The sequence below is a fragment of the Bergeriella denitrificans NBRC 102155 genome, assembly GCF_001592185.1.
GTDB classification, from domain to species: domain Bacteria; phylum Pseudomonadota; class Gammaproteobacteria; order Burkholderiales; family Neisseriaceae; genus Neisseria; species Neisseria denitrificans.
Genome location: NZ_BCWL01000011.1, coordinates 1 through 21,299, shown reverse-complemented (window position 1 = coordinate 21,299; position 21,299 = coordinate 1). Strand labels below are relative to the sequence as shown.

The window sequence follows — 21,299 nt, the reverse complement described above, 5'->3', positions numbered from 1 at the left end:
TGAAGCAGCAAGTCCGCCGACCCGTACTGTCTGGACTGTCTGTGGCTTGCAGCCTTGTCTCAATCTAAATTGAAACGACTATATGCCATCCAAAGCGGCAATAAAAAACGGAATGGCGAAACCATTCCGTTTTCAGACGGCATCAAGCAGCTTGATGCGGTATGCGGCAGATTATACGTTGACTGTTTTGGCAACTTCGTTGTACGAATCGATTTCGTTGAAGTTCATGTAACGGTAAATCTTGTCGCCGTTTTCATCGATGATACCGATGTTGGCTTGATACTCTTCTACGGTCGGGATTTTGCCCAGTTTCGAACAAATCGCCGCCAATTCCGCAGAGCCCAAGAACACGTTGGTGTTTTTACCCAAGCGGTTCGGGAAGTTGCGGGTGGAAGTGGACATCACGGTCGCGCCTTCGCGTACTTGCGCCTGGTTACCCATACACAGCGAGCAGCCCGGCATTTCCATGCGCGCTCCTGCGCGGCCGAGCACGCCGTAGTGGCCTTCTTCGGTCAGCTGTTGGGCGTCCATCTTGGTCGGCGGCGCAATCCACAGGCGTACCGGCGTATCGGCTTTGCCTTCGAGCAGCTTCGAGGCGGCACGGAAGTGGCCGATATTGGTCATGCATGAGCCAATGAATACTTCGTCGATTACCGTGCCGGATTTTTCAGACATGAAGCATACGTCGTCCGGGTCGTTCGGGCAGGCGATAATCGGCTCTTTGATGTCGTCCATGTTGATTTCGATGACGGCGGCGTATTCGGCATCGGCATCGGCTTCCAACAGCTGCGGATTGGCCAGCCATGCCTCCATGGCTTTGATACGGCGCTCCAGCGTGCGCGGATCTTTGTAGCCGTCGGCAATCATGTTTTTCATCAACACGATATTGGACTTCATGTATTCGATAATCGGTGCTTCGTTCAGCTTCACGGTACAGCCGGCGGCGGAACGTTCTGCAGAGGCATCGGACAATTCGAATGCTTGCTCGACTTTCAAATCGGGCAGACCTTCGATTTCCAAAATGCGGCCGGAGAAGATATTTTTCTTACCGGCTTTGGCTACGGTGAGCAGGCCTTGCTTGATGGCGTAGAGCGGAATCGCGTTCACCAAATCGCGCAGGGTTACGCCCGGCTGCAGCTTGCCGCTGAAGCGCACCAATACCGATTCCGGCATATCCAAAGGCATGACACCGGTTGCGGCGGCAAAAGCCACCAGGCCGGAACCTGCCGGGAAGGAAATGCCCAGCGGGAAACGGGTGTGCGAGTCGCCGCCGGTACCGACGGTATCGGGCAGCAGCAAACGGTTCAGCCATGAGTGGATAACGCCGTCGCCAGGGCGAAGCGATACGCCGCCGCGGGTGGAGATAAACTCAGGCAGCTCTTTGTGGGTACGCACGTCCACCGGTTTCGGATAGGCTGCGGTGTGGCAGAACGACTGCATCACCAAATCGGCGGAGAAGCCCAAGCAGGCCAAGTCTTTCAACTCGTCGCGGGTCATCGGACCGGTGGTGTCCTGCGAACCTACGGTGGTCATTTTCGGCTCGCAATAAGTACCCGGGCGTACGCCTTGGCCTTCCGGCAAACCGCAGGCGCGGCCAACCATTTTTTGCGCCAGTGTAAAACCGGCTTTGCTTTCCGCAGGCGCTTGCGGCAGGCGGAATTTGTCGGAAGCGGGCAGACCCAGCGCTTCGCGCGCTTTAGAGGTCAGGCCGCGGCCGATAATCAGATTGATACGGCCGCCCGCTTGCACTTCGTCCAGCAATACTTGCGACTTCAGCGCGAATTCGGCAACGGTTTCGCCGTTTTTCACGATTTTGCCTTCATAAGGCAGAATATCGACCACATCGCCCATTTTCAGCGCGGATACATCAACTTCAATCGGCAAGGCGCCGGAGTCTTCTTGGGTGTTGAAGAAAATCGGTGCGATTTTTCCGCCCAAGCATACGCCGCCGAAACGTTTGTTCGGCACAAACGGAATGTCTTCGCCGGTATGCCAAATCACGGAGTTGGTGGCGGATTTGCGCGAAGAACCGGTGCCGACCACATCGCCGACGTAGGCAACCGGATGGCCTTTGGCTTTCAACTCTTCCAAGAGTTTAATCGGACCGACTTCGCCCGGCTTGTCGGGATTAATGCCGTCGCGCGGGTTTTTCAGCATCGCCAGCGCGTGCAACGGAATGTCGGGGCGCGACCAAGCATCGGGCGCAGGAGACAAATCATCGGTATTGGTTTCGCCGTCAACCTTGAATACGGTTACGGTAATTTTTTCAGGAACGGCTTCGCGTGAAGTAAACCATTCGGCATCCGCCCAAGACTGCAGCACTTCCTTGGCAAACGCATTGCCTTTTTCGGCTTTTTCCTGAACATCGTGGAAAGAATCAAACATCAGCAGGGTGTGTTTCAAACCCTTGGCTGCAATCGGCGCCAGTTTTTCATCGTCCAGCAGCTCAATCAGCGGGTGGATGTTGTAGCCGCCGAGCATGGTGCCGAGCAGCTCCGTCGCATATTCCGGAGAAATCAGCGGACTGGCGGCGCTGCCTTCTGCAACGGCGGCCAAGAAAGAGGCTTTGACTTTGGCCGCATCGTCCACGCCGGGCGGAACGCGGTGCGCCAGCAAATCAACCAAAAATTTACCTTCGCCTGCGGGCGGATTTTTCAGCAGCTCAATCAAATCGGCAGTTTGCTGCGCGTTTAAGGGAAGGGCGGGAATACCGAGAGCAGCACGCTCGGCGGCGGCTTTACGATAGGCTTCTAACATCTCTTTGTTCCTTTAAGGTGTTTTTCTTCTGAAAGTGCAAATATTCGGACGGACGAACAAGATTTGCGGCTTGGAATTGCAAGCAATCCCTCCTGCCCAATCATAGACGAAATTTGCCTGCTTGAAAATAGATTGTTGTCGAATGTAGTGAAGATTTTAGTGTTTGATTAGGGAATGCGGATGTTTGGCGGCATTGAAAATGACATAGGCTTGCTCCACTTGAAAGATTCGAAAAAAATTGAGCGTTGCCGTGGCGGAAGATGCACGGGCAACGCTCGATTGGGTTACAGACAAATCATGTAGTGTTCATTTTCAGACGGCCTGTTCGGCAGCTAATCTGTTGTTTACATGAATGCATTGAAAATCAAAACCATGCTCAGGGCAGAGAAAGCACCGATGAAGGAGACGGTGGTTTTGGCCATAAATTGGTCTTTCACTTCGGTCAAGCCGTAGAGGCCGTTGAATACCCAGAAGCCGCTGTCGTTGAAGTAGCTGAACGATACTGCGCCGGCACAGGTGGACATGGCGACCAAAGTCGGATCCAGTCCCAATTGCGGAACCAGCGGTGCGGTCAGCGTGGCGGCGGTAATCAGAGCCACGGTGGCGCTACCCAGGGAAATCCTCATCAGTGCGGCAATCACAAACGGAATCAGAATGCCCGGAATGCCGAGGTTCAGTACGGTTTCGCCCAAAGCGTTACCGATACCGGCATCGCGTACGACGTAGCCCAAAGCACCGCCCGCGCCGGTAATAAACAGAATCATACCGGTGGATTGCACGCCTTCTTCGATGGAGCGGCTCAGTTCTTTTTTGGAGAAGCGGCGGCCCAAGGTGTAAATGGCAATCAGCAGGCCGATAATCAGGGCGATAATCGGGTGGCCGACCATTTTCAGGAAGTTGGCAAACTCATTTTCGTATTTCAGGAACGAAACAACGGTATTGCCCAAAATCAATGCAAGAGGAACCAAAATCGGCGCGAAAGACAGCCATGCGCTTGGCAGGTTTTTCTCTTTATACATGTTTTCCAGGCTTTCAATGGATTTGATGTATTCCGCCTTGAACTCTTTTCGGTCAAAGCCATTGCCGTCTGCACTCGGTACTTGGTAGATTTTCGTACCCAGCCATTTTGCATAGAGCGTTGCCAAAATCAAAGTCGGAATGGTCATCAGCATGCCCCAGAGAATCATCATGCCCATATCGACTTCCAAAATGCCGGCCACGGCCAACGGGCCGGGTGTCGGCGGAATGAAAGTATGCGAAAGCTGGAGGCCTGTAGCCATCGCTAAGCCCAAGCCGACCACGCTTTTACCGGTCATGCGCGACAGTGAGCGGGCCAAGGGCGTCAGAATCACCAAACCGGAGTCTGCGAATACCGGAATGGCGACGACCCAACCGGTAATAGCGAGTGCCCATTCTTCTTTGGCTTTGCCGATCCATTTGATGATGGAAAACGCCATTTGTTCGGCGGCGCCCGATTTTTCCAACACCGCGCCCATCATCACGCCGAGGCCGATAATGATACCGGTGCTGCCCAAAGTACTGCCGAAGCCTTTGGTGACCGAGCCGATAACTTCGGAAAACGGCAGGCCGCCGATCAGGCCGGTAACCAGCGCGGACAAAATCAAAGCAACGAAAACGTGAATCCGCGTTTTCATGGCGAGTATGAGGAGGAGGACAATCCCGACTGCCAAACCAATCAGCATTTGGGTGGAACTAACTGCTGTTTCCATTTTTTATTCCTTAATCAAAACGAATTTCAGAAAACTGCTCTGCTGTATGCCGGTTTGAAACTGCCATGTGTTTCCGGTATGGCAGTTTCAAACCGATTGGCGGTTTAGCGTACCAAGCAAGGTTTTTTATTATCGAATTCCCAACCCGGAATCAGATATTGCATGGCCATGGCATCGTTTCGTGCGCCCAGTCCCATGTTTTTATAGAGTTCGTGGGCTTTCATGACTTGATCCATATCCAATTCGATACCCAAGCCCGGTTTCTTCGGCACTTCCACCAAGCCGCCTTTGATTTGCAGTGGCTCTTTGGTCAGGCGTTGGTTGCCTTCCTGCCAAATCCAGTGGGTGTCGATGGCGGTGATGTCGCCCGGCGCGGCGGCGGCAACGTGGGTAAACATCGCCAGTGATACGTCGAAGTGGTTGTTGGAGTGAGAACCCCAAGTCAAGCCCCATTCGTGACACATTTGCGCCACGCGTACCGAGCCTTGCATGGTCCAGAAATGCGGGTCGGCCAGCGGGATATCGACGGATTGCAGCGAAATGGTGTGTCCCATTTGGCGCCAGTCGGTAGCAATCATATTGGTGGCGGTCGGCAGGCCGGTGGCGCGGCGGAACTCGGCCATCACTTCGCGGCCGGAATAGCCTTGTTCCGCGCCGCAGGGGTCTTCGGCGTAAGCCAAAACGCCTTTGAGTTCTTTACCGATTTCGATGGCTTCGGCCAATGACCATGCGCCGTTGGGGTCGAGGGTAATGCGGGCTTCTGGGAAGCGTTTGGCCAGTGCTTTGATGGATTCGGCTTCTTCGATACCTGCCAACACGCCGCCTTTGAGTTTGAAGTCGTTGAAGCCGTATTTTTCGTAGGCGGCTTCGGCCAATCGCACCACGGAATCAGGCGTCATGGCTGCTTCGTGGCGTACGCGGTACCAATCGCACGGATCGTTTTCCTGATTTTGGTAAGGCAGGTCGGTTTTTTTGCGGTCGCCGATGAAGAAGAGGTAGCCCAACATTTCTACCGCATCGCGCTGTTGTCCGTCGCCCAAGAGAGAAGCCACGGTTACGTTTAGGAATTTGCCCAGCAAATCGAGCATAGCCGCTTCGATGGCGGTAACGACGTGGATGGTGGTGCGCAAGTCAAAGGTTTGCAAACCGCGGCCGCCTGCGTCGCGGTCGGCAAAGGTACGGCGCACGCTTTCCATCACGTTTTTATATTCGCCGAGGGTTTTGCCGACAACCAGAGGCTTGGCGTCTTCCAAGGTTTGGCGGATTTTTTCGCCGCCCGGCACTTCGCCGACACCGGTATTGCCGCTGTTGTCTTTCAGAATCACGATATTGCGGGTGAAATAGGGGGCGTGTGCGCCGCTCAGGTTCAGCAGCATACTGTCGTGGCCGGCTACGGGAATAACGGTCATTTCTGTAATAACGGGGGCTGTCATAAAAAACTCCTTATTTGATGAATTTCGATAACTGCTTTCAGACGGCTTTAACTTACATTTACCTGAAAGCCATTATAGGTAAACCGATACACGAAATAATCAGACAAATACCAGAACATAATCGCTGTTTTCCGGTATTTTTTTGGGCATCGGCACAATGGTTGGAGAACTTGCATGGCGGGCGTTGCGGATTATGGTATTTTTGGAATAGTTGACAAACGCAGTTGGCGTATGCACATATTTTGATGTCTTTTTCCGGTTTTTTTTGTGTAAATGCACGATGATTAATCGGTTGAAAAAAATTAGACTGTACAAAATTTCCAAAAACAAGGAGCGGTGTCATGAATGAGAAATATATTCCCAATACTTTGCGTCGGCGTTTGCTCGAAGGTGAGCGGCTAATCGGCTGTTGGAGTGCGCTGGGCAGCCCGGTTACGACGGAGGTATTGGGCTTGGCCGGTTTCGACTGGATTCTGCTTGACGGGGAGCATGCACCGAACGATGTATTGTCTTTCCTGCCGCAGTTGATGGCTTTGAAAGACAGCGCGAGCATACCGGTTGTGCGCCCGCCCCAAAACGATCCCGTAGTCATCAAACGCTTGTTGGATATCGGATTTTTCAATATTTTGGTACCTTATGTGGAAACGGAGGAAGACGCGCTGCGTGCTGTAGCTTCGACCCGCTATCCGCCGCACGGAATCCGGGGCGTATCGGTGTCGCACCGCAACAACGGCTATGGTACGGTACCCGATTACTTTGAAGTGATTAACGGGAATATCGGCGTGATGGTGCAGGTGGAAAGCCGGTTGGGTGTTGAAAACGTTGAAAAAATCGCTGCGGTGGAAGGCGTGGATTGCGTATTTGTCGGCCCGGGCGATTTGTCGGCGGCTTTGGGTTATATCGGCCAGCCGAACCATCCAGAAGTGCAAAAAGCGATTCAGGATATTTTTGCCGCTGCGAAAAAACACGGCAAGGCCTGCGGCATTCTGGCACCGGCGGAAGAGGATGCCCGCCGCTATATGGAATGGGGTGCAACGTTCGTCGGCGTCGGCAGCGATTTGGGTGTATTCCGCGCCGCCAGCCGGGCTTTGGCAGATAAGTTTTTATAGTCGGATGACACGGAATGAGACAAGGCAGCAATGCTGTATTGTTCTGTGTTAATGACGATAAAGTAAATTCGAATGATTCCCGTGTTTTCAGACGGCATAACCAGGCCGTCTGAAAACGGGCAAATGTGTATAGAAAGGAAAGTTATGAAAATCGGTTTTATCGGCTTGGGCATTATGGGCAAACCCATGAGCAAAAACCTGCTGAAGGCAGGGCATGAGTTGGTGGTATTGGATACCAAAAAAGAAGCGGTCGACGAATTGGTGGCGGCCGGTGCGAAAAGCGCGGCTACGCCTAAGGAAGTGGCGCAGCAGGTTGATGCGGTCATCACCATGCTGCCCAATTCTCCGCATGTAAAAACCGTGGTTTTGGGAGAAAACGGTGTGATTGAAGCCGCCCGCGAAGGTTTGGCCGTAATCGACATGAGCTCCATCGCGCCTTTGGCCAGCCGTGAAATTTATGAAGAACTGGCGGAGAAAGGCGTGGAAATGCTCGATGCGCCGGTAAGCGGCGGGGAGCCGAAAGCCATCGACGGCACGCTGTCGGTGATGGTCGGCGGTAAAAAAGAAGTGTTCGACAAATACTTCGATGTGATGAAAGCCATGGCGGGTTCGGTGGTTTATACCGGCGATATCGGTGCGGGCAATGTGACCAAGCTGGCCAACCAAGTGATTGTGGCGCTGAACATTGCCGCCATGTCGGAGGCGTTGGTGTTGGCAACCAAAGCCGGTGTCGATCCTGAACTGGTTTACCAAGCGATTCGCGGCGGTTTGGCCGGCAGCACCGTATTGGATGCCAAAGCACCGATGGTACTTGACCGCAACTTCAAGCCGGGCTTCCGTATCGATTTGCATATCAAAGACTTGGCCAATGCTTTGGATACTTCCCACGGCGTCGGTGCCAGTCTGCCGCTGACCGCTGCGGTGATGGAGATGATGCAGGTTCTGAAGCTCGACGGTCACGGCCAGGAAGACCACAGTGCTTTGGCGCGCTATTACGAGAAGCTGACCAACAGCGAAGTGAAGCGTTCCAATTAATCTCGGCACGCAAATAAAAGGGGGGAGATGAAACGGATATTCCCCCTTTTTTATCCTGAAACCGGCCAAACGGCGGTTTCAGACGGCCTGTGTCTGAGTTTTATCCACAGAGAACGGAAAAAATGAAAATTCTGATTGCACCGGATTCTTATAAGGAAAGCCTGTCTGCCTTGCAGGTCGCGCAGCTGGTAGAGCAGGGATTTAAAACGGTTTTTCCCGAAGCCGAGTATGTTAAAGTGCCCGTCGCCGACGGCGGGGAGGGAACGGTCGATACCATGATTGAAGCGACCGGAGGCCGGAAAATCGAATGTATGGTGACAGGCGCACTGGGCACGCCCCAACCGGCATTTTGGGGATTGTCGGGCGACGGTAAAACCGCTTTTATCGAAATCGCTTCGGCCTGCGGATTGGAGCAGGTGCCGTCTGAAAAGCGCAATCCTCTGGTGACTACGACTTACGGCGTGGGCGAATTGATTTTAAACGCGCTGGATGAAGGCGTGCGCCATTTCATCATCGGTTTGGGCGGCAGTGCGACCAATGACGGCGGTGCGGGCATGCTGCAGGCTTTGGGCGCAAGACTTTCAGACGGCCTCGGCAACAATCTGCGTTACGGAGGCGGGGCATTGGCGGACTTGTCTGCGATTGATGTCGGCGGTTTGGACGGCCGTCTGAAAGATTGCCGTTTCGACGTAGCTTGCGATGTGACCAATCCGCTGGTGGGCGAGAGCGGTGCTTCGCATATTTTCGGCCCGCAAAAGGGTGCGACACCGGAGATGGTGCTGCAATTGGACAGCGCGTTGAACCATTATGCCGATATGGTCCGGCGCGATTTGGGTATCGAAGTGAAAGAGTTACCCGGAGCGGGGGCGGCAGGCGGATTGGGCGCGGCGTTTGCCGGCGTTTTGGGCGGCAGCCTGCAAAGCGGTATCGGCATTATTACCCGCCTGCTGGACTTGGAAACTAAAATGCAGGGGGCGGATTTGGTGATAACGGGGGAAGGTAGAATCGACCGGCAGAGTATCAACGGCAAAGTACCCGTCGGGGTGGCCGCGATTGCCAAAAAGTACGGTATTCCCGTTATCGGTATTGCCGGCAGCTTGGGGCAGGGTGTGGAAGTCGTGAATGATTACGGCATTGATGCCGTGTTCAGTATTTTGAACAAATGCTGTACCTTTCCCGAAGCCGCCGCAGAAGCCGCTGAAAACTTGGAGCTGGCCGCCCGCAATATCGCCAAGCTGCTGAAACTGGATTTATCCGGAACTTAACCCATTAGGAACGCCCATGCCTGTTTACGCTTTGGATGCCAAACTCGCCCAGAAAATCGTCGAACGCACCATGGACATCATCGGATGCAATGTCAACATTATGGATGCGAAAGGCAAAATCATTGCCAGCGGCGACGATGGGCGTGTGGGTGAGCTGCACGACGGTGCGTTGCTGGCGATTTCGCAGGGGCGCACGGTGGAGATTTGCGCGGATACGAGCAAAAATCTGCAGGGCGTGCGGCCGGGTATCAACCTGCCGCTGCGTTTCGACGGGGAAACGGTCGGGGCAATCGGTTTAACCGGCAATCCCGATGATTTGAAAGAGTTCGGCCGCCTGGTGTGCATGACGGCGGAGATGATGTTGGAGCAGGCGCGGCTGTTTGAGATGTTGGCGCAGGATGCGCGCTTGAAAGAGGAGCTGATTTTAAACTTGGTTTCCAGCGCGGAAATCACGCCTGCGATGACGGAATGGGCCCACCGGCTCGGGGTGGATTTGTCGGTGCCGCGCGTGGTATGCATTATCGAGGTGGACACGGGGCATTTGAGTATCGATGCCATCAGCAACGAGCTGCATAATCTGCAAAACCTGCTCAATTATCCGGAGCGGGACAATCTGGTGGCGATTTTGTCGCTGACGCAGATTGTGATTCTCAAGCCGGCGCTGGATGCGTTCGGGCGTTGGGACGTGCAGAACCACATGGAGCGCGTGCATCTCTTGGTGTCGCGCATGAACGAGCAGACTTCGCTGAACGTGCGTATTGCTTTGGGCAATTATTTTGCCGACGGCGGCGGCTTGGGCAATACGATTGCGTTGTCTTACCAAACGGCGCAAACGACGCTGGAAGTGGGCAAAAGCCGCTCGCCCGAGGCGCGGATTTACAATTATCAGGAGCTGATGCTGCCGGTGTTGCTCAACCAGCTGAAAGACGGCTGGCAGCGGCGCGAGCTGGCGCGTACGCTCGACAGGCTGCGGCAGGAGGATAAAAACGGCCTGCTGGTGAAAACGCTGCTGGCGTGGTTTGCCAACAATATGCAGTCGGCGGCGACGGCTAAGGCTTTGTTTGTATACCGCAATACGCTGGAATATCGGCTGAATAAGATTGCGGAGCTGACGAAGCTGGATTTGAGCCATACGGACGACCGGTTTTTGCTGTATATCGCGGTGCATATGGCTTGATGGGCAGGCTGTGGACATAAAAAAGCCGTCTGAAAATGAAATTTTCAGACGGCTTTTTGCATGGCGGATACGGTTACATCACATCCAGCGTGTCGATGCCCAGCAAATCCAGGCCTTGCTTCAGAATATCGCCGGTGAGCTTTGCCAGCTGCAAACGGGTGTTGCGGGCTTGGCCTTCGGCTTTCAGAATCGGGCAGGCTTCGTAGAAGCGGGAGAACAGGGTCGCCACTTGATACAGATAAGCCGCCAGATAGTGCGGATAGGCGGTATCGGCCACGCTGTTTAAAACATCTTCGAATTTCAGCAACTCCAACGCCAGTTGTTTTTCTAGAGGCTCGCTCAGGGTCAGCGGGGCGTTGGGAGCCCAGTCGTTTGCTTTTTTGAATACGGACTGCACGCGGGTGTAGGCGTATTGCAGGTAAGGGGCGGTATTACCCTCGAAGCTCAGCATCGCGTCCCAATCGAACACATAATCGCTGGTGCGGTTTTTGCTCAAATCGGCGTATTTGACCGCGCCGATGCCGACAGCAGTCGAAATTTCATCGATATAACCAAGAGCACTATCAGTATATTCTTCAGAACCTTTAATAATTTTATCGATTTGGTTAATGGGTAAATGATATGTGAAATTATTTTCTAGAGTAATTTCAATATTTTTGGATTCAGAGTTGTACTTAAGTTTATTTTTTAAGTTTTCTGAATTTGTTAATGATGAGATTAGTTCCAAACCCTTTTCTAATTCATCTGTTAATTGCCATTTTGGATTTTTTTCTTTGATTACGGCTTCTGCTTTCCTTTTTGATTCTTCGAGTAAATCAACTAGTTTAACGGTATCGCCACTTCTTGTTTTAAAAGGCTTACCATCTTTGCCCATCATTGTGCCAAAGCCAATAAATTCAGCCTCAACTCTTGCTGGTAGATATCCTGCTTTGCGAGCTGTTACAAATAATTGTTGAAAGTGTAAAGCCTGTCGGTGATCTACAACATAAAGCAGGCGATCTGCATTTAATTTATCTACTCGATATCGTAAACATGCTAAATCTGTTGAAGCATATAAGAAACCACCACCTTTCTTCTGCACGATAAAAGCAGAGGGTTCGCCCTCTTTATTTTTAAAATCATCTAGGAATACAACTTTTGCTCCGTCATCTTCAACAGCAATACCTTGTTTAACCAAGTTATTTACTACGGCTTGTAAATCATCATTGTATTTTGATTCGCCCGCAACGTCTTCGGGCGTGAGTTTCAAGCCCAGCGTGTCGTAAACGGCTTGGGCGTGGCTGAGGGAGATTTCGACAAACTGTTTCCACAGTGCCGATACGGTTTCATCACCGCCTTGCAGCTTCACCACATATTCGCGTGCGGTGTCGGCAAAGGCCGGGTCTTCATCGAAGCGCACTTTGGCGTTGCGGTAAAACTGCTCCAAATCGGCCAATTTGAATGCCGCGTCGTCTTTCTGCTGCTCAACCAGATACGCCACCAGCATGCCGAACTGCGTACCCCAGTCGCCGACGTGGTTTTGGCGGATAACGCGGTTGCCCATGAATTCGAGCACGCGCGAAATGCTGTCGCCGATGATGCTGGAGCGCAGGTGGCCGACGTGCATTTCTTTGGCCAGATTCGGCGAAGAATAGTCGATGACCACGGTTTTTTTATTGGCGGTTTCCGCCACGCCCAAGCGCGGGTCGGTTAAGGCCGTCTGAATATGCTGCGCCAGAAATTCGGGCTTCAGGCGCAGGTTGATAAAGCCGGGGCCGGCCACTTCGGCAGATTCGATAACGGCGTTACCTGCCAGCGCGGCGGCGACTTTTTGCGCCAATTCGCGCGGATTCTGCTTGGCCTGCTTTGCCGCACCCATTACGCCGTTGATTTGGAAATCGCCGAATTCGGCGTTTTTGGCGGGCTGTAAAACCACAGGCGCACCCGCGATACCGGCTTGCTCAAACGCCGCTTCGGCTTCGCGTGCTACGGTTTGGTGTAAGTTCATGGTGGGGTTCTCAAAATTCGTCAGGGCGGTATTTTAAAAGATTTCGGGCTTTTGATACAGAGTAAAGCATGAAAAAGCCGTTTGAAAATCCGTTTTTCAGACGGCTTTTTTACGCCGTGCTCACTCCGGCAGTAAAGGCCGCTGTCGGGCAATCGCGCGGATAACGGTGCGGTTGGGTGCGAGGGCGCGGCGCAGGCGGCGGGAGAGCGGCTGCGGTAGGCCGAGGATTTCGGCGGTCAGCGCGGCGGCGCATACCGGTGCGGTAGCCAGGCCGCGCGTGCCGTGGGCGGTGTTGATGTAGGCATTCGGCAGATAGGGGCAGAGCGTGTCGATGCGGTAGTTTTTGTCTAAGGCGAGTTTGGCGTATACCTGCTGCATGGCGGCAATGTCGCCGAGCGCGCCGACCAGCGGCAGGTGGTCGGGGCTGTCGCAACGCAGCGCGGCGTGGCCTGCGGCGCGTTCGGGCGGGTTGAGGCCGTCTGAAAACAGTGAAGCGGCCAACTCGGGATGCAGCCGCCGCAAGGTCGCGCGGTTTTCTAATTCTTCGGCGGCGTGCCAGCGGTTATCGGCGTTGTTGATGCCGAAGGTCGCGCCGTAGCAGTGCTGCCCCGCCCAAGCCGGGCTGATGTAACCCTCGCCGGATACGGCGCAGCGCAACGTTTGAGAAAAGGCCGAAGCCGCAGCCACGCCGGTTTGGCCGCGTATCAGGCGGTAGGGCAGCGCGGCGATATTGGCATCGGCGGCTGCAGGGCTTTGAGCGCCCGTGCAATACACAATATGGCTGCCGCTCAGCTCGGCTTGCGGCGTGTAAGCCGTCCAGCGTCCGTTGCCGTATGCCGCGTATTGCAGCGGCGCGTGTTCGTGCAGCGTAATCAGCGGGTGGTCGAGCAGGGTGCGAACCAGCGCGGGCGGGTGCAGCCAAACGCCTTGCGGCCAATACAGCCCGCCGCAGGGAAAATCCAGGCCGCTGACGGCGCGGATTTCAGGCGGCGTGACGCTGCGGTAGAGATGGCGGTGGCCGGTTTGCGCGCCCAATGCCTGATGGCGCTGCCGCTCGGCCTCATTGTAATCCAAGTGTACCACCCCGCCTGCGCCCCAGCTTTCGGCTTGCGGCAGCAGCCGCTCGAGCAGGCGGCGGGTGTAGCCGTAGCCGGCCAGCAGCAGCTCGGTTTGCTCGGTGGGGTGCGGCGAAATCTTGGCATACAGCAGCCCCTGGCGGTTGCCCGACCCGCCCTGCGCGGCTTCGGCGGCTTCAAGTACGCTGACGGGCACGCCCTGCTCGGCCAGCAGACGGGCGGTGGCCGCGCCGGCAATACCCGCACCGATTACCAGCACGCGCTCGGGCCGGGTGGCGGGCGGCGGCGTAAACCACGGCTTGTCTGCGGGTATGCGCTGCTGCGGCACGGGGGCGGTTTGCCAGCGGATATCTGCCGCGTCGAAATGCTCATGCAGCCGTGAAGCGGCGGCGGGCGGTGCAACCCACAGATGCTTGCCGGGCGCGATTTCGCCCAAGTCGTTGATGCTGTTGAATTGCAGGCATTGCAGGGCGTTTTTCAGACGGCTTTGCCAAAGCGGCAGCGGTATGGCGATATTGTTTTGAAAAGCAAATACCGTGGTATTGACTTCCGTGGCGGTAAATTCGGGAATAGCGTTTTCCGTCAGGCAAACCAGCAGATGCAGCGGCTCAGGGCGGGAAAAGGCGGCGGCATACAGCGCGTCGGCAGAGGGCGGGGTATTCCAGGCGAGGCAGGTGGTCATGGTGGGGAAACGGAGAAAGAAGTGCCGCATCGGGCGGCGGGGGTAGTGGTTTATCAGCGCAGACGGAATAAACGCATGGCTGCCTGCCTGTATCCGCTGCTTTTGCCGCGCTCAGGCCGTCTGAATATTGCGGGGCAACCGTATTTTCAGACGGCCGGGTGCGGCGGTGTCGTGCTTATTTTGAATGCGTGTTAAACCAGCGGTATTGCGGCTTGATGATGTCTTGCAGCTCGTACCAAGATATCGTCAGCTCGATTGCGCCGGCCGCCCACGGGCCGATTTCGTAGGGGCTGTAATGGAAGGTCAGGCCGTCGGGGCCGGTCATGAAATTGGTCATCGGCGCTTTGAGGGCGAAAAATTCTTTGTGGTCGCGTACGGCACGCGCGCATTCTGCCGGGTTGCCGCAGTCGGCTTTATTTCCGATGTCGGCTTCGTAGGCTTCTTGCAGCAGCTTGTCCAGTCGCGGCTGCGTGCCGGGCAGCAGCAGGTCGTCCAAAGTCAGCACTTTGCCGCTGCCGACATCGACCATCCAATAGCGCGCGCTGTAATTATGGTGCGCGCCGCCGGTGTAGCTGTCGGAGAAGTTGCGGAAGTAGGCGGTATTGCCGCGCTGGTAGAGCAGGTCGGTATCGTCGTAGAGATAATATTCCATGCCTTCGCGGCCGTTTTGGCTGTCTTCACGCAGCTGATTGAAGGTTTCCTGAAACTGGGTGCGGTATTGCTGCTTGAGGGCGTCGCTGCTCAGCGGTGCGCCGCTGTCGGACTGAAACGCGGCCTGTTTCACCGCTTCGTCCACCGCTGCCGAGCCGGTTTGCGGCAGGGTCACGCGAACATTAAGGCAGGATTGGTCGGGCAGGCATCGGCTTTGCTCGTAAACGGTCTGCTGTCCGGTTTCCAGGGCGGGCGGCAGCGCGGCGGATGCGCCGCAGGCGGTTAGGCCGAATACAATCAGGGGTAAGGTTTTCATCATGTTGCTCCGTTTAATGGCAGGCCAATACTAAAGACAATCCGCGCGCTAGGCAGAAATGCACGTTACGGCGCAGCGCGGCCAAATGTTCGTAGGCCGAACCCGATATTTCATCGTGTTCATTATCGCTGTTTTGCAGCTTGTGCACTTGCGCTTCGTCAATATTGATGGCGTTTAAGGTGTCGTATAAGGTTTGCAGGTCGGCAGGGTGCAGGATATTGATTTCGGGAAAGTCGTCAATCGCGGGGATATCAAAGCCGTGTTGCTTGCCGCCCATCAGCATGGCGACAATATCGGCGCGCGGGGCGGGGCTGAACAGGCTTTTGAGTTTGGCCATCCAGCCCGCAGGCTGCGGCAGGCTGCCATCAAGAATACGGCCGGCGGCATCGGCTTCTTCGCCCAGTTTGACGGAAAAACTGCAAGGCAGCGTCTCGCCCAGCGCTTGGCAGATTTCCAGCAGGGCATAGCCGTATAAATGGGCGTTTTCCGGCTGCGTATCCATGGCCTCGCCGTAGATGATATGGCGCAGGGCATTTTCGGCGCTCAAGGTGTCGGTTTCGACATCGCGTAAATCCAGCCCGTCGGCCAGGCGCGTGAACAAGGCATCGTCTTTTGAACCGAATACCTGCTTAATTGCGTCAGGCCGGATGGCGGCGTAAGCGGTGAGATAAAGACCCATGATATGCTCCCGGTAGAGAAGTGGTTACATATATAGTTATTGAACAGCAAAAAGCGTTGGCAGTACAGCGGCTTTACCTGTTTTGACGATAAACCCCCGCGCCGCTCGATTAAGCCAAATCAAATAAATCCCCCTGAGCCGCCTCGCCGGTGACGCGCACATCGGTTTCGCCGTCGGCAAACACGATATGCAGCTTCTGCCCCTGCTTCAATGCCGCCGCGCTGCGGACGACTTGCCCGCGCGTATTTTTCACCACCGAAAAACCGCGTTCCAAAATATGCTGCGGCGACACCGCTTCCAAAAGGGCGGACTGCTTTTCCAGCGTTTGGCGGCGCTGTTGCAGCAAAATCCGAAACGCCTGCGGCAAGGCCGTCTGAAACTTCGCCACCTCGCGCCGCGCCGAGGCGGTATCCGGCCTGCCGTGTTGCAGTGACTGCTTCGCCCGCTCAAACTGCTGCGTGCGGAAACGCTGGTTTTGCAGCATGGCAAAACGCAGGTTTTGCGCCAGCGTATCCAGATAAACACGTTCGTCGCCGAGCTTTTGGCGCGGATGGCGGATTTGTCGCGCCAGCCAGTCCACGCGCTGGCTGGCATCGTAATAACGCTGCTGCAGCGCATTTTTCAGACGGCCTTGCATCTGCGCCAGCTTGGCCAGCGTTTCCAAACGGTTGGGGCTGACAAGCTCCGCCGCGCCGGTGGGCGTGGGCGCGCGCACGTCTGCCGCGAAATCCGCCAGCGTGAAATCCGTTTCGTGTCCCACCCCGCTGACCACGGGAATGGTGCAGGCTTCGATGGCGCGCACGACCGGTTCTTCGTTAAACGCCCACAAATCTTCAATGCTGCCCCCGCCGCGGCACACAATCAGCACATCCGCTTCCGCCCGCGCCGAGGCCGTCTGAACCGCTTGGGCAATCTGCAATCCGCTGCCCGCGCCCTGCACAGCGGCCGGATAAACGAATACCGGAATTTCCGGCGCGCGCCGTTTGAGCGTCGTCACCACATCGCGCAAAGCCGCCGCCGCCAAACTCGTGACCACGCCGATGGCGCGGGGGCGTTCGGGCAAGGGTTTTTTCCGCGCCGCATCGAATACCCCTTCGGCCTGCAATGTCGCCTTCAGCCGTTCGTAAGCCTCGTAAAGCCGCCCCAAACCCATCAGCCGCACATCGTTTACCGTAATCTGAAACTCGCCCCGCGTCTCGTAAATGCTGATTCTGCCCGATACCTCGATGTGGTCGCCTTCCTTCAGCGGCGCGGCCAAACGCGCGGCCGTGCCCTTGAACATGGCGCAGCGCACCTGGGCGCGGCTGTCTTTGAGCGAGAAATAATAATGCCCGCTGGCGGCGCGGGTAAGATTGGACACTTCGCCCGCAATCCATAAGCCGGAGAGATGGTCTTCCAGCAGGTTTTTGGCAAGCGCGTTGAGTTCGGAAACGGAAAGGGCGGTCGGGGCGAAGAGTTCGGACATAAAATGGGCGGCGGGTTAGGAATAATCGGAAGCTGAAATCATGCCGTCTGAAATATGCGGCGGCATTGCTGAAAAACGCTCGGGCGGATTATAAAGGTTTTCAGACGGCCTTTGTAGCTGCGTGCCTTTCGGTGGTATAGTCGGGATGTGTGAACGGGATGTAACGTGAATTAAAGGGGCGGGTATCTGCCCGCGCACTTGATACTGAAATGCGGAAGTCATCCGGCGTAGGGCGGGGTTGCCACCCCGCCGCTCATTCGCAGCATGAGATAAAGCGTTTGAGAGCATACTGTTTCGGTTCTTTGGTAAAGCGGCAGGGCGGCAGCCCCGCCCTACAGCACAGCCCGGTTCCCCGCAAACGAAAACGGTTTTATCGATAATCTTCCCATGCAACCGCATCAAAGGCCGTCTGAATGCCCAAACTCCACCAAATCATCGAACGCCATTGGCAACACCCCAATCCGCTGCTGACCTTTTTGCTTAAGCCTTTTTCCTGCTTGTTCGGCTTGGTTGCCGCCAAGCGGCGGCAGGATTTTTTATCCGGCCGTCTGAAAAGTGAGAAACTGCCCGTGCCGGTTGTCATTGTCGGCAATATCCATGCCGGCGGCGCAGGCAAAACGCCGGTGGTGTCGGCGCTGGTGTCGGGTTTGCAGCGGCGCGGCGTGAAAGTGGGCATCATCAGCCGCGGCTACGGGCGCAAGGATAAAACGGTTCATGTGCTGGACGCGCAATCGACGGCGGCGCAGGCGGGCGACGAGCCGCTGCTGCTCTACCGCCAAACCGCCGCGCCGACGGCGGTGGGCAGCCGCCGCGCGGAGGCAGGGCGGGCTTTGCTGGCGGCTTATCCCGATTTGGACATGATCGTCGCCGACGACGGCCTGCAGCATTATGCCTTGCAGCGTGATATGGAAATCGTGGTGTTTCCCGCTGCGGATACGGGGCGGCGGGATTTGGATTTTATGCCCAACGGCGGCCTGCGCGAGCCTTTAGGCCGTCTGAACGGCGTGGACGCGGTGGTGGTGGGCGGCGGCCGTCCGGCGGCGGATTTCAGGCCGTCTGAAAATCTGTTTCACAGCCGCATTGAAGCCGGGCAGATATACCGTTTCAACAATCAAAGCGAAAAAGCCGATTTAGGCCGTCTGAAAAGCGGTAGCTTGGCCGCCGTGGCCGGAATCGCCAAGCCCGAGCGTTTTTTCAACAGCCTGCGCGACATGGGGCTGAACCCCGCGCAAACCGTCGCGCTGCCCGACCACGCCGATTTTTCCCCTGCCGATCTGCCGCAGGCCGAAGCGGTCATCATTACAGAAAAAGACGCGGTGAAACTCCCGTCCTCGGCGGCAACGGAAAATGTGTGGGTGCTGCCGATTTGTGCGATAATCGAGCCTGATTTGGCGGACTTTGTGTTGGGCCGTCTGAAAATGAGCGTGTAGCAGTAGGGCGGGCAGTCATCCCGCTGCGTATATGCGTATAAAGGAGAAAATCATGAAATTTTATCAAACCGCCCTTGCCGTCGTTTTTGCCGCTGCCGTCAGTATGCCGCTCCACGCGCAGACACCGGTTTCGGACGTGCCGAGCAAGGCTTCGCTGGAAGCCTTGTTTGCCGTTCAGGATTTTGACAAAATACTGGACGAATCGTTTAAGCGGGTACCCGGCCTCGCAGCGGAAAGCATGCCGGACATCCCTGCCGACCGCCGCGCCGAATTCAACAAAGTGCTGGAGAAATACTTCGGCTTGATGGATAGGGAAATCAATACGCCGGAAATGCGTCATGAAATACGCAATACAGCCATCCGCGCCGCGGCCGAAATCTATACGCAGGCGGAAGTGGACGCGCTGCTCAGATTTTACCAATCCCCCGAAGGCCGGTCGGCCATGTCGAAAACGCCCCGCTACATAGAGGCCGTGATGGCGCCGACGGCCGGCATCATGCAGCCGAAAATGCAGGCATTCCTGCAAAAATACGGCGCACAGATGAGACGGGAGCTTAATCAGGCCGTATGCGGCAAAAATAATTGCGCCAAAGCCGCACAACCTAAAAAATAGAAAGCAAAACATGGAAAAAAAATTCTTAGACATCCTGGTCTGCCCCGTGACCAAAGGCAAACTCGAATACCGTCAGGACAAGCAGGAGTTGTGGAGCCGCCAAGCCAAGCTGGCGTATCCGATACGCGACGGCATTCCCTATATGCTGGAAAACGAAGCGCGTGAATTGAGCGAAGAGGAGTTGCACGCATGACCGAATTTGTCGTTTTGATTCCGGCGCGGCTGTCGTCGTCGCGCCTGCCGGGCAAGGCTTTGGCCGACATCCACGGCAAGCCGATGGTGGTGCGCGTGGCCGAACAGGCCGCCAAAAGCAACGCGGTGCGCGTGGTGGTGGCGACCGACCATGCCGACATTCAGACGGCCTGCGAGGCGCACGGCGTGGAAGTGGTGATGACCGCCGACACCCATGAAAGCGGCAGCACCCGCTTGGCCGAAGCCGCTGCGGTTTTGAAGCTGCAACAGCATCAGATTGTGGTGAATGTGCAGGGCGACGAGCCTTTAATCGAGCCGGAATTAATCAACCGCACCGCCGAAGTATTGGTGGAAAACAATGTGCAGATGGCAACCGCCGCGCACGGGCTGCACGATTTCGACGAATTTATGAATCCGAACGTGGTCAAAGTCGTACTCGATAAAAACCGCAACGCGCTTTATTTCAGCCGCGCCCCGATTGCCTATCCGCGCGACAGCATGCTGCGCGGCGAGAAAACGCTGCCCGAAGCCGCGCCGCTGCGCCATATCGGTATTTACGCCTACCGCGCCGGATTTTTGCAACGCTACGCCGAAATGAGCGTGTCACCGCTGGAAACCACCGAATTTTTGGAGCAGCTGCGCGTGTTGTGGCACGGCTTTCCGATTGCGGTGGAGGTAACCGGTAAAGCACCGGCCGCCGGTGTGGATACGCAGGAAGATTTGGACCGCGTGCGCGAAGCGTTTCAGGCCGTCTGAGACAGGTTTTGGCAATGTGCCGGACGGCAGGGCGGATTTCCGTGCGGCAGGCCGTCTGAACCACCGGCAGACTTTTCAGACGGCCTGCAAAGTATTATGATAAATAATGTAAAGTTTTTAACACCTAACCCATCGTTTAAGGAACACCCATGAAAGTATTGCTATTAGGCGCACCCGGCGCAGGCAAAGGCACACAGGCGCAATTCATCACAGCCGCGTTCGGCATACCGCAAATCTCCACAGGCGACATGCTGCGTGCGGCGATTAAAGCCGGTACGCCGCTGGGTTTGGAAGCGAAAAAAATCATTGACGAAGGCGGCTTGGTGCGCGACGACATTATCATCGGCATGGTCAAAGAACGCATTGCCCAAGACGACTGCAAAAACGGTTTTTTATTCGACGGTTTCCCGCGCACGCTGGCACAAGCCGAAGCCATGGTAGAAGCCGGTGTGGACTTGGATGCAGTGGTTGAAATCGACGTACCCGACAGCGTGATTGTCGACCGCATGAGCGGCCGCCGCGTGCATTTGGCTTCCGGCCGTACCTATCATGTCTCCTACAACCCGCCGAAAGTGGCAGGCAAAGACGACGTAACCGGTGAAGATTTGATCCAGCGCGACGACGACAAAGAAGAAACCGTGAAAAAACGCTTGGCCGTCTATCACGACCAAACCGCTGTGTTAATCGGTTTTTACAGCAAACTGGAAGGCGAACACGCGCCGAAATACATCAAGGTGGACGGCACGCAGGCCGTTGAGGCTGTAAAGGCGGAAGTGTTGGGCGCATTGGGCAAATAACAGCCTGAGGGTATCACCCGATAAAACCAAAAGCCGTCTGAAAACCGGATATCCGGTTTTCAGACGGCTTTTTTTGTATATAGTCGAATAACACAGAATGGTACAGCGTTGCTTCGCCTTGCCGTACTGTCTGCGGCTTCGCTGCCTTG

17 protein-coding genes are annotated in these 21,299 nt (G+C 55.7%); 9 read left to right on the top strand and 8 right to left on the bottom strand.

Features of this window, described 5'->3' with window-relative positions:
• Positions 1 to 171 precede the first annotated feature (171 nt).
• The 3 genes from acnB to gudD form a co-directional block, all read right to left on the bottom strand.
• Positions 172 to 2,757, bottom strand: coding sequence for a bifunctional aconitate hydratase 2/2-methylisocitrate dehydratase (gene acnB / locus BDE01S_RS01925; protein ID WP_066076595.1), 2,586 nt, complete (start codon positions 2,755 to 2,757; stop codon positions 172 to 174).
• Between the two features lie 344 nt (positions 2,758 to 3,101).
• On the bottom strand, positions 3,102 to 4,487 hold the full coding sequence (locus BDE01S_RS01920) for a GntP family permease (protein ID WP_066076592.1): 1,386 nt from the start codon (positions 4,485 to 4,487) through the stop codon (positions 3,102 to 3,104).
• Between the two features lie 104 nt (positions 4,488 to 4,591).
• A complete protein-coding gene (gudD, locus tag BDE01S_RS01915) occupies positions 4,592 to 5,920 on the bottom strand; it encodes a glucarate dehydratase (RefSeq protein ID WP_066076589.1) in 1,329 nt (442 codons plus the stop codon).
• 341 nt (positions 5,921 to 6,261) lie between these two features.
• Between gudD and garL the strand changes: the two genes are divergently transcribed.
• From garL to BDE01S_RS01895, 4 genes are all read left to right on the top strand, one after another.
• Positions 6,262 to 7,029: a 2-dehydro-3-deoxyglucarate aldolase gene (garL, locus tag BDE01S_RS01910; protein ID WP_066076587.1), complete on the top strand. Its 768-nt coding sequence runs from the start codon at positions 6,262 to 6,264 to the stop codon at positions 7,027 to 7,029.
• 72 nt (positions 7,030 to 7,101) lie between these two features.
• A complete protein-coding gene (gene garR / locus BDE01S_RS01905; RefSeq protein ID WP_338065841.1) occupies positions 7,102 to 8,064 on the top strand; it encodes a 2-hydroxy-3-oxopropionate reductase in 963 nt (320 codons plus the stop codon).
• A gap of 122 nt (positions 8,065 to 8,186) precedes the next feature.
• Complete coding sequence (locus tag BDE01S_RS01900; RefSeq protein WP_066076582.1) at positions 8,187 to 9,329, top strand: glycerate kinase; 1,143 nt, start codon at positions 8,187 to 8,189, stop codon at positions 9,327 to 9,329.
• Positions 9,330 to 9,345: 16 nt separating this feature from the next.
• Positions 9,346 to 10,506: a sugar diacid recognition domain-containing protein gene (locus tag BDE01S_RS01895; protein ID WP_066076580.1), complete on the top strand. Its 1,161-nt coding sequence runs from the start codon at positions 9,346 to 9,348 to the stop codon at positions 10,504 to 10,506.
• A gap of 73 nt (positions 10,507 to 10,579) precedes the next feature.
• Here BDE01S_RS01895 and argS read toward each other — a convergent pair whose 3' ends face one another.
• From argS to xseA, 5 genes are all read right to left on the bottom strand, one after another.
• A complete protein-coding gene (gene argS / locus BDE01S_RS01890) occupies positions 10,580 to 12,493 on the bottom strand; it encodes an arginine--tRNA ligase (RefSeq protein WP_066076577.1) in 1,914 nt (637 codons plus the stop codon).
• A 120-nt stretch (positions 12,494 to 12,613) separates the two neighbouring features.
• A complete protein-coding gene (gene mnmC1 / locus BDE01S_RS01885; RefSeq protein WP_245934300.1) occupies positions 12,614 to 14,281 on the bottom strand; it encodes an FAD-dependent 5-carboxymethylaminomethyl-2-thiouridine(34) oxidoreductase MnmC1 in 1,668 nt (555 codons plus the stop codon).
• Between the two features lie 145 nt (positions 14,282 to 14,426).
• Positions 14,427 to 15,221, bottom strand: a complete 795-nt coding sequence (locus BDE01S_RS01880) for an RsiV family protein (RefSeq protein ID WP_066076571.1) — start codon at positions 15,219 to 15,221, stop codon at positions 14,427 to 14,429.
• A gap of 10 nt (positions 15,222 to 15,231) precedes the next feature.
• On the bottom strand, positions 15,232 to 15,897 hold the full coding sequence (locus tag BDE01S_RS01875) for a DUF7691 family protein (protein ID WP_066076568.1): 666 nt from the start codon (positions 15,895 to 15,897) through the stop codon (positions 15,232 to 15,234).
• A 109-nt stretch (positions 15,898 to 16,006) separates the two neighbouring features.
• Positions 16,007 to 17,362 carry an exodeoxyribonuclease VII large subunit gene (xseA, locus tag BDE01S_RS01870; RefSeq protein ID WP_066076565.1) on the bottom strand — a complete coding sequence of 452 codons (1,356 nt, stop codon included), beginning with the start codon at positions 17,360 to 17,362 and terminating at the stop codon, positions 16,007 to 16,009.
• Positions 17,363 to 17,775: 413 nt separating this feature from the next.
• Between xseA and lpxK the strand changes: the two genes are divergently transcribed.
• The 5 genes from lpxK (at position 17,776) to adk (ending at position 21,150) form a co-directional block, all read left to right on the top strand.
• Positions 17,776 to 18,792, top strand: coding sequence for a tetraacyldisaccharide 4'-kinase (gene lpxK, locus BDE01S_RS01865; RefSeq protein ID WP_066076562.1), 1,017 nt, complete (start codon positions 17,776 to 17,778; stop codon positions 18,790 to 18,792).
• A gap of 52 nt (positions 18,793 to 18,844) precedes the next feature.
• Positions 18,845 to 19,405: a DUF2059 domain-containing protein gene (locus tag BDE01S_RS01860; RefSeq protein ID WP_066076559.1), complete on the top strand. Its 561-nt coding sequence runs from the start codon at positions 18,845 to 18,847 to the stop codon at positions 19,403 to 19,405.
• 10 nt (positions 19,406 to 19,415) lie between these two features.
• Entirely contained in the window at positions 19,416 to 19,598 is a 183-nt protein-coding gene (locus BDE01S_RS01855) for a Trm112 family protein (protein ID WP_066076556.1), read from the top strand.
• The gene (kdsB, locus tag BDE01S_RS01850) at positions 19,595 to 20,353 is read left to right on the top strand and encodes a 3-deoxy-manno-octulosonate cytidylyltransferase (RefSeq protein ID WP_066076554.1); all 759 of its coding nucleotides are present in this window, start codon (positions 19,595 to 19,597) and stop codon (positions 20,351 to 20,353) included. The genes BDE01S_RS01855 and kdsB overlap by 4 nt, the downstream gene beginning before the upstream one ends.
• Before the next feature lie 149 nt (positions 20,354 to 20,502).
• Positions 20,503 to 21,150 (top strand): adenylate kinase, encoded by a 648-nt coding sequence (gene adk, locus BDE01S_RS01845; RefSeq protein ID WP_066076551.1) that lies wholly within the window; start codon positions 20,503 to 20,505, stop codon positions 21,148 to 21,150.
• Positions 21,151 to 21,299: the final 149 nt, after the last annotated feature.

Excerpts from the sequence above, each read along its gene's own strand:
- acnB (WP_066076595.1), bottom strand. The coding sequence starts at position 2,757 with ATGTTAGAAGCCTATCGTAAAGCCGCCGCCGAGCGTGCTGCTCTCGGT.
- BDE01S_RS01920 (WP_066076592.1), bottom strand. The coding sequence starts at position 4,487 with ATGGAAACAGCAGTTAGTTCCACCCAAATGCTGATTGGTTTGGCAGTC.
- gudD (WP_066076589.1), bottom strand. The coding sequence starts at position 5,920 with ATGACAGCCCCCGTTATTACAGAAATGACCGTTATTCCCGTAGCCGGC.
- garL (WP_066076587.1), top strand. The coding sequence starts at position 6,262 with ATGAATGAGAAATATATTCCCAATACTTTGCGTCGGCGTTTGCTCGAA.
- garR (WP_338065841.1), top strand. The coding sequence starts at position 7,102 with ATGATTCCCGTGTTTTCAGACGGCATAACCAGGCCGTCTGAAAACGGG.
- BDE01S_RS01900 (WP_066076582.1), top strand. The coding sequence starts at position 8,187 with ATGAAAATTCTGATTGCACCGGATTCTTATAAGGAAAGCCTGTCTGCC.
- BDE01S_RS01895 (WP_066076580.1), top strand. The coding sequence starts at position 9,346 with ATGCCTGTTTACGCTTTGGATGCCAAACTCGCCCAGAAAATCGTCGAA.
- argS (WP_066076577.1), bottom strand. The coding sequence starts at position 12,493 with ATGAACTTACACCAAACCGTAGCACGCGAAGCCGAAGCGGCGTTTGAG.
- mnmC1 (WP_245934300.1), bottom strand. The coding sequence starts at position 14,281 with ATGCGGCACTTCTTTCTCCGTTTCCCCACCATGACCACCTGCCTCGCC.
- BDE01S_RS01880 (WP_066076571.1), bottom strand. The coding sequence starts at position 15,221 with ATGATGAAAACCTTACCCCTGATTGTATTCGGCCTAACCGCCTGCGGC.
- BDE01S_RS01875 (WP_066076568.1), bottom strand. The coding sequence starts at position 15,897 with ATGGGTCTTTATCTCACCGCTTACGCCGCCATCCGGCCTGACGCAATT.
- xseA (WP_066076565.1), bottom strand. The coding sequence starts at position 17,362 with ATGTCCGAACTCTTCGCCCCGACCGCCCTTTCCGTTTCCGAACTCAAC.
- lpxK (WP_066076562.1), top strand. The coding sequence starts at position 17,776 with ATGCCCAAACTCCACCAAATCATCGAACGCCATTGGCAACACCCCAAT.
- BDE01S_RS01860 (WP_066076559.1), top strand. The coding sequence starts at position 18,845 with ATGAAATTTTATCAAACCGCCCTTGCCGTCGTTTTTGCCGCTGCCGTC.
- BDE01S_RS01855 (WP_066076556.1), top strand. The coding sequence starts at position 19,416 with ATGGAAAAAAAATTCTTAGACATCCTGGTCTGCCCCGTGACCAAAGGC.
- kdsB (WP_066076554.1), top strand. The coding sequence starts at position 19,595 with ATGACCGAATTTGTCGTTTTGATTCCGGCGCGGCTGTCGTCGTCGCGC.
- adk (WP_066076551.1), top strand. The coding sequence starts at position 20,503 with ATGAAAGTATTGCTATTAGGCGCACCCGGCGCAGGCAAAGGCACACAG.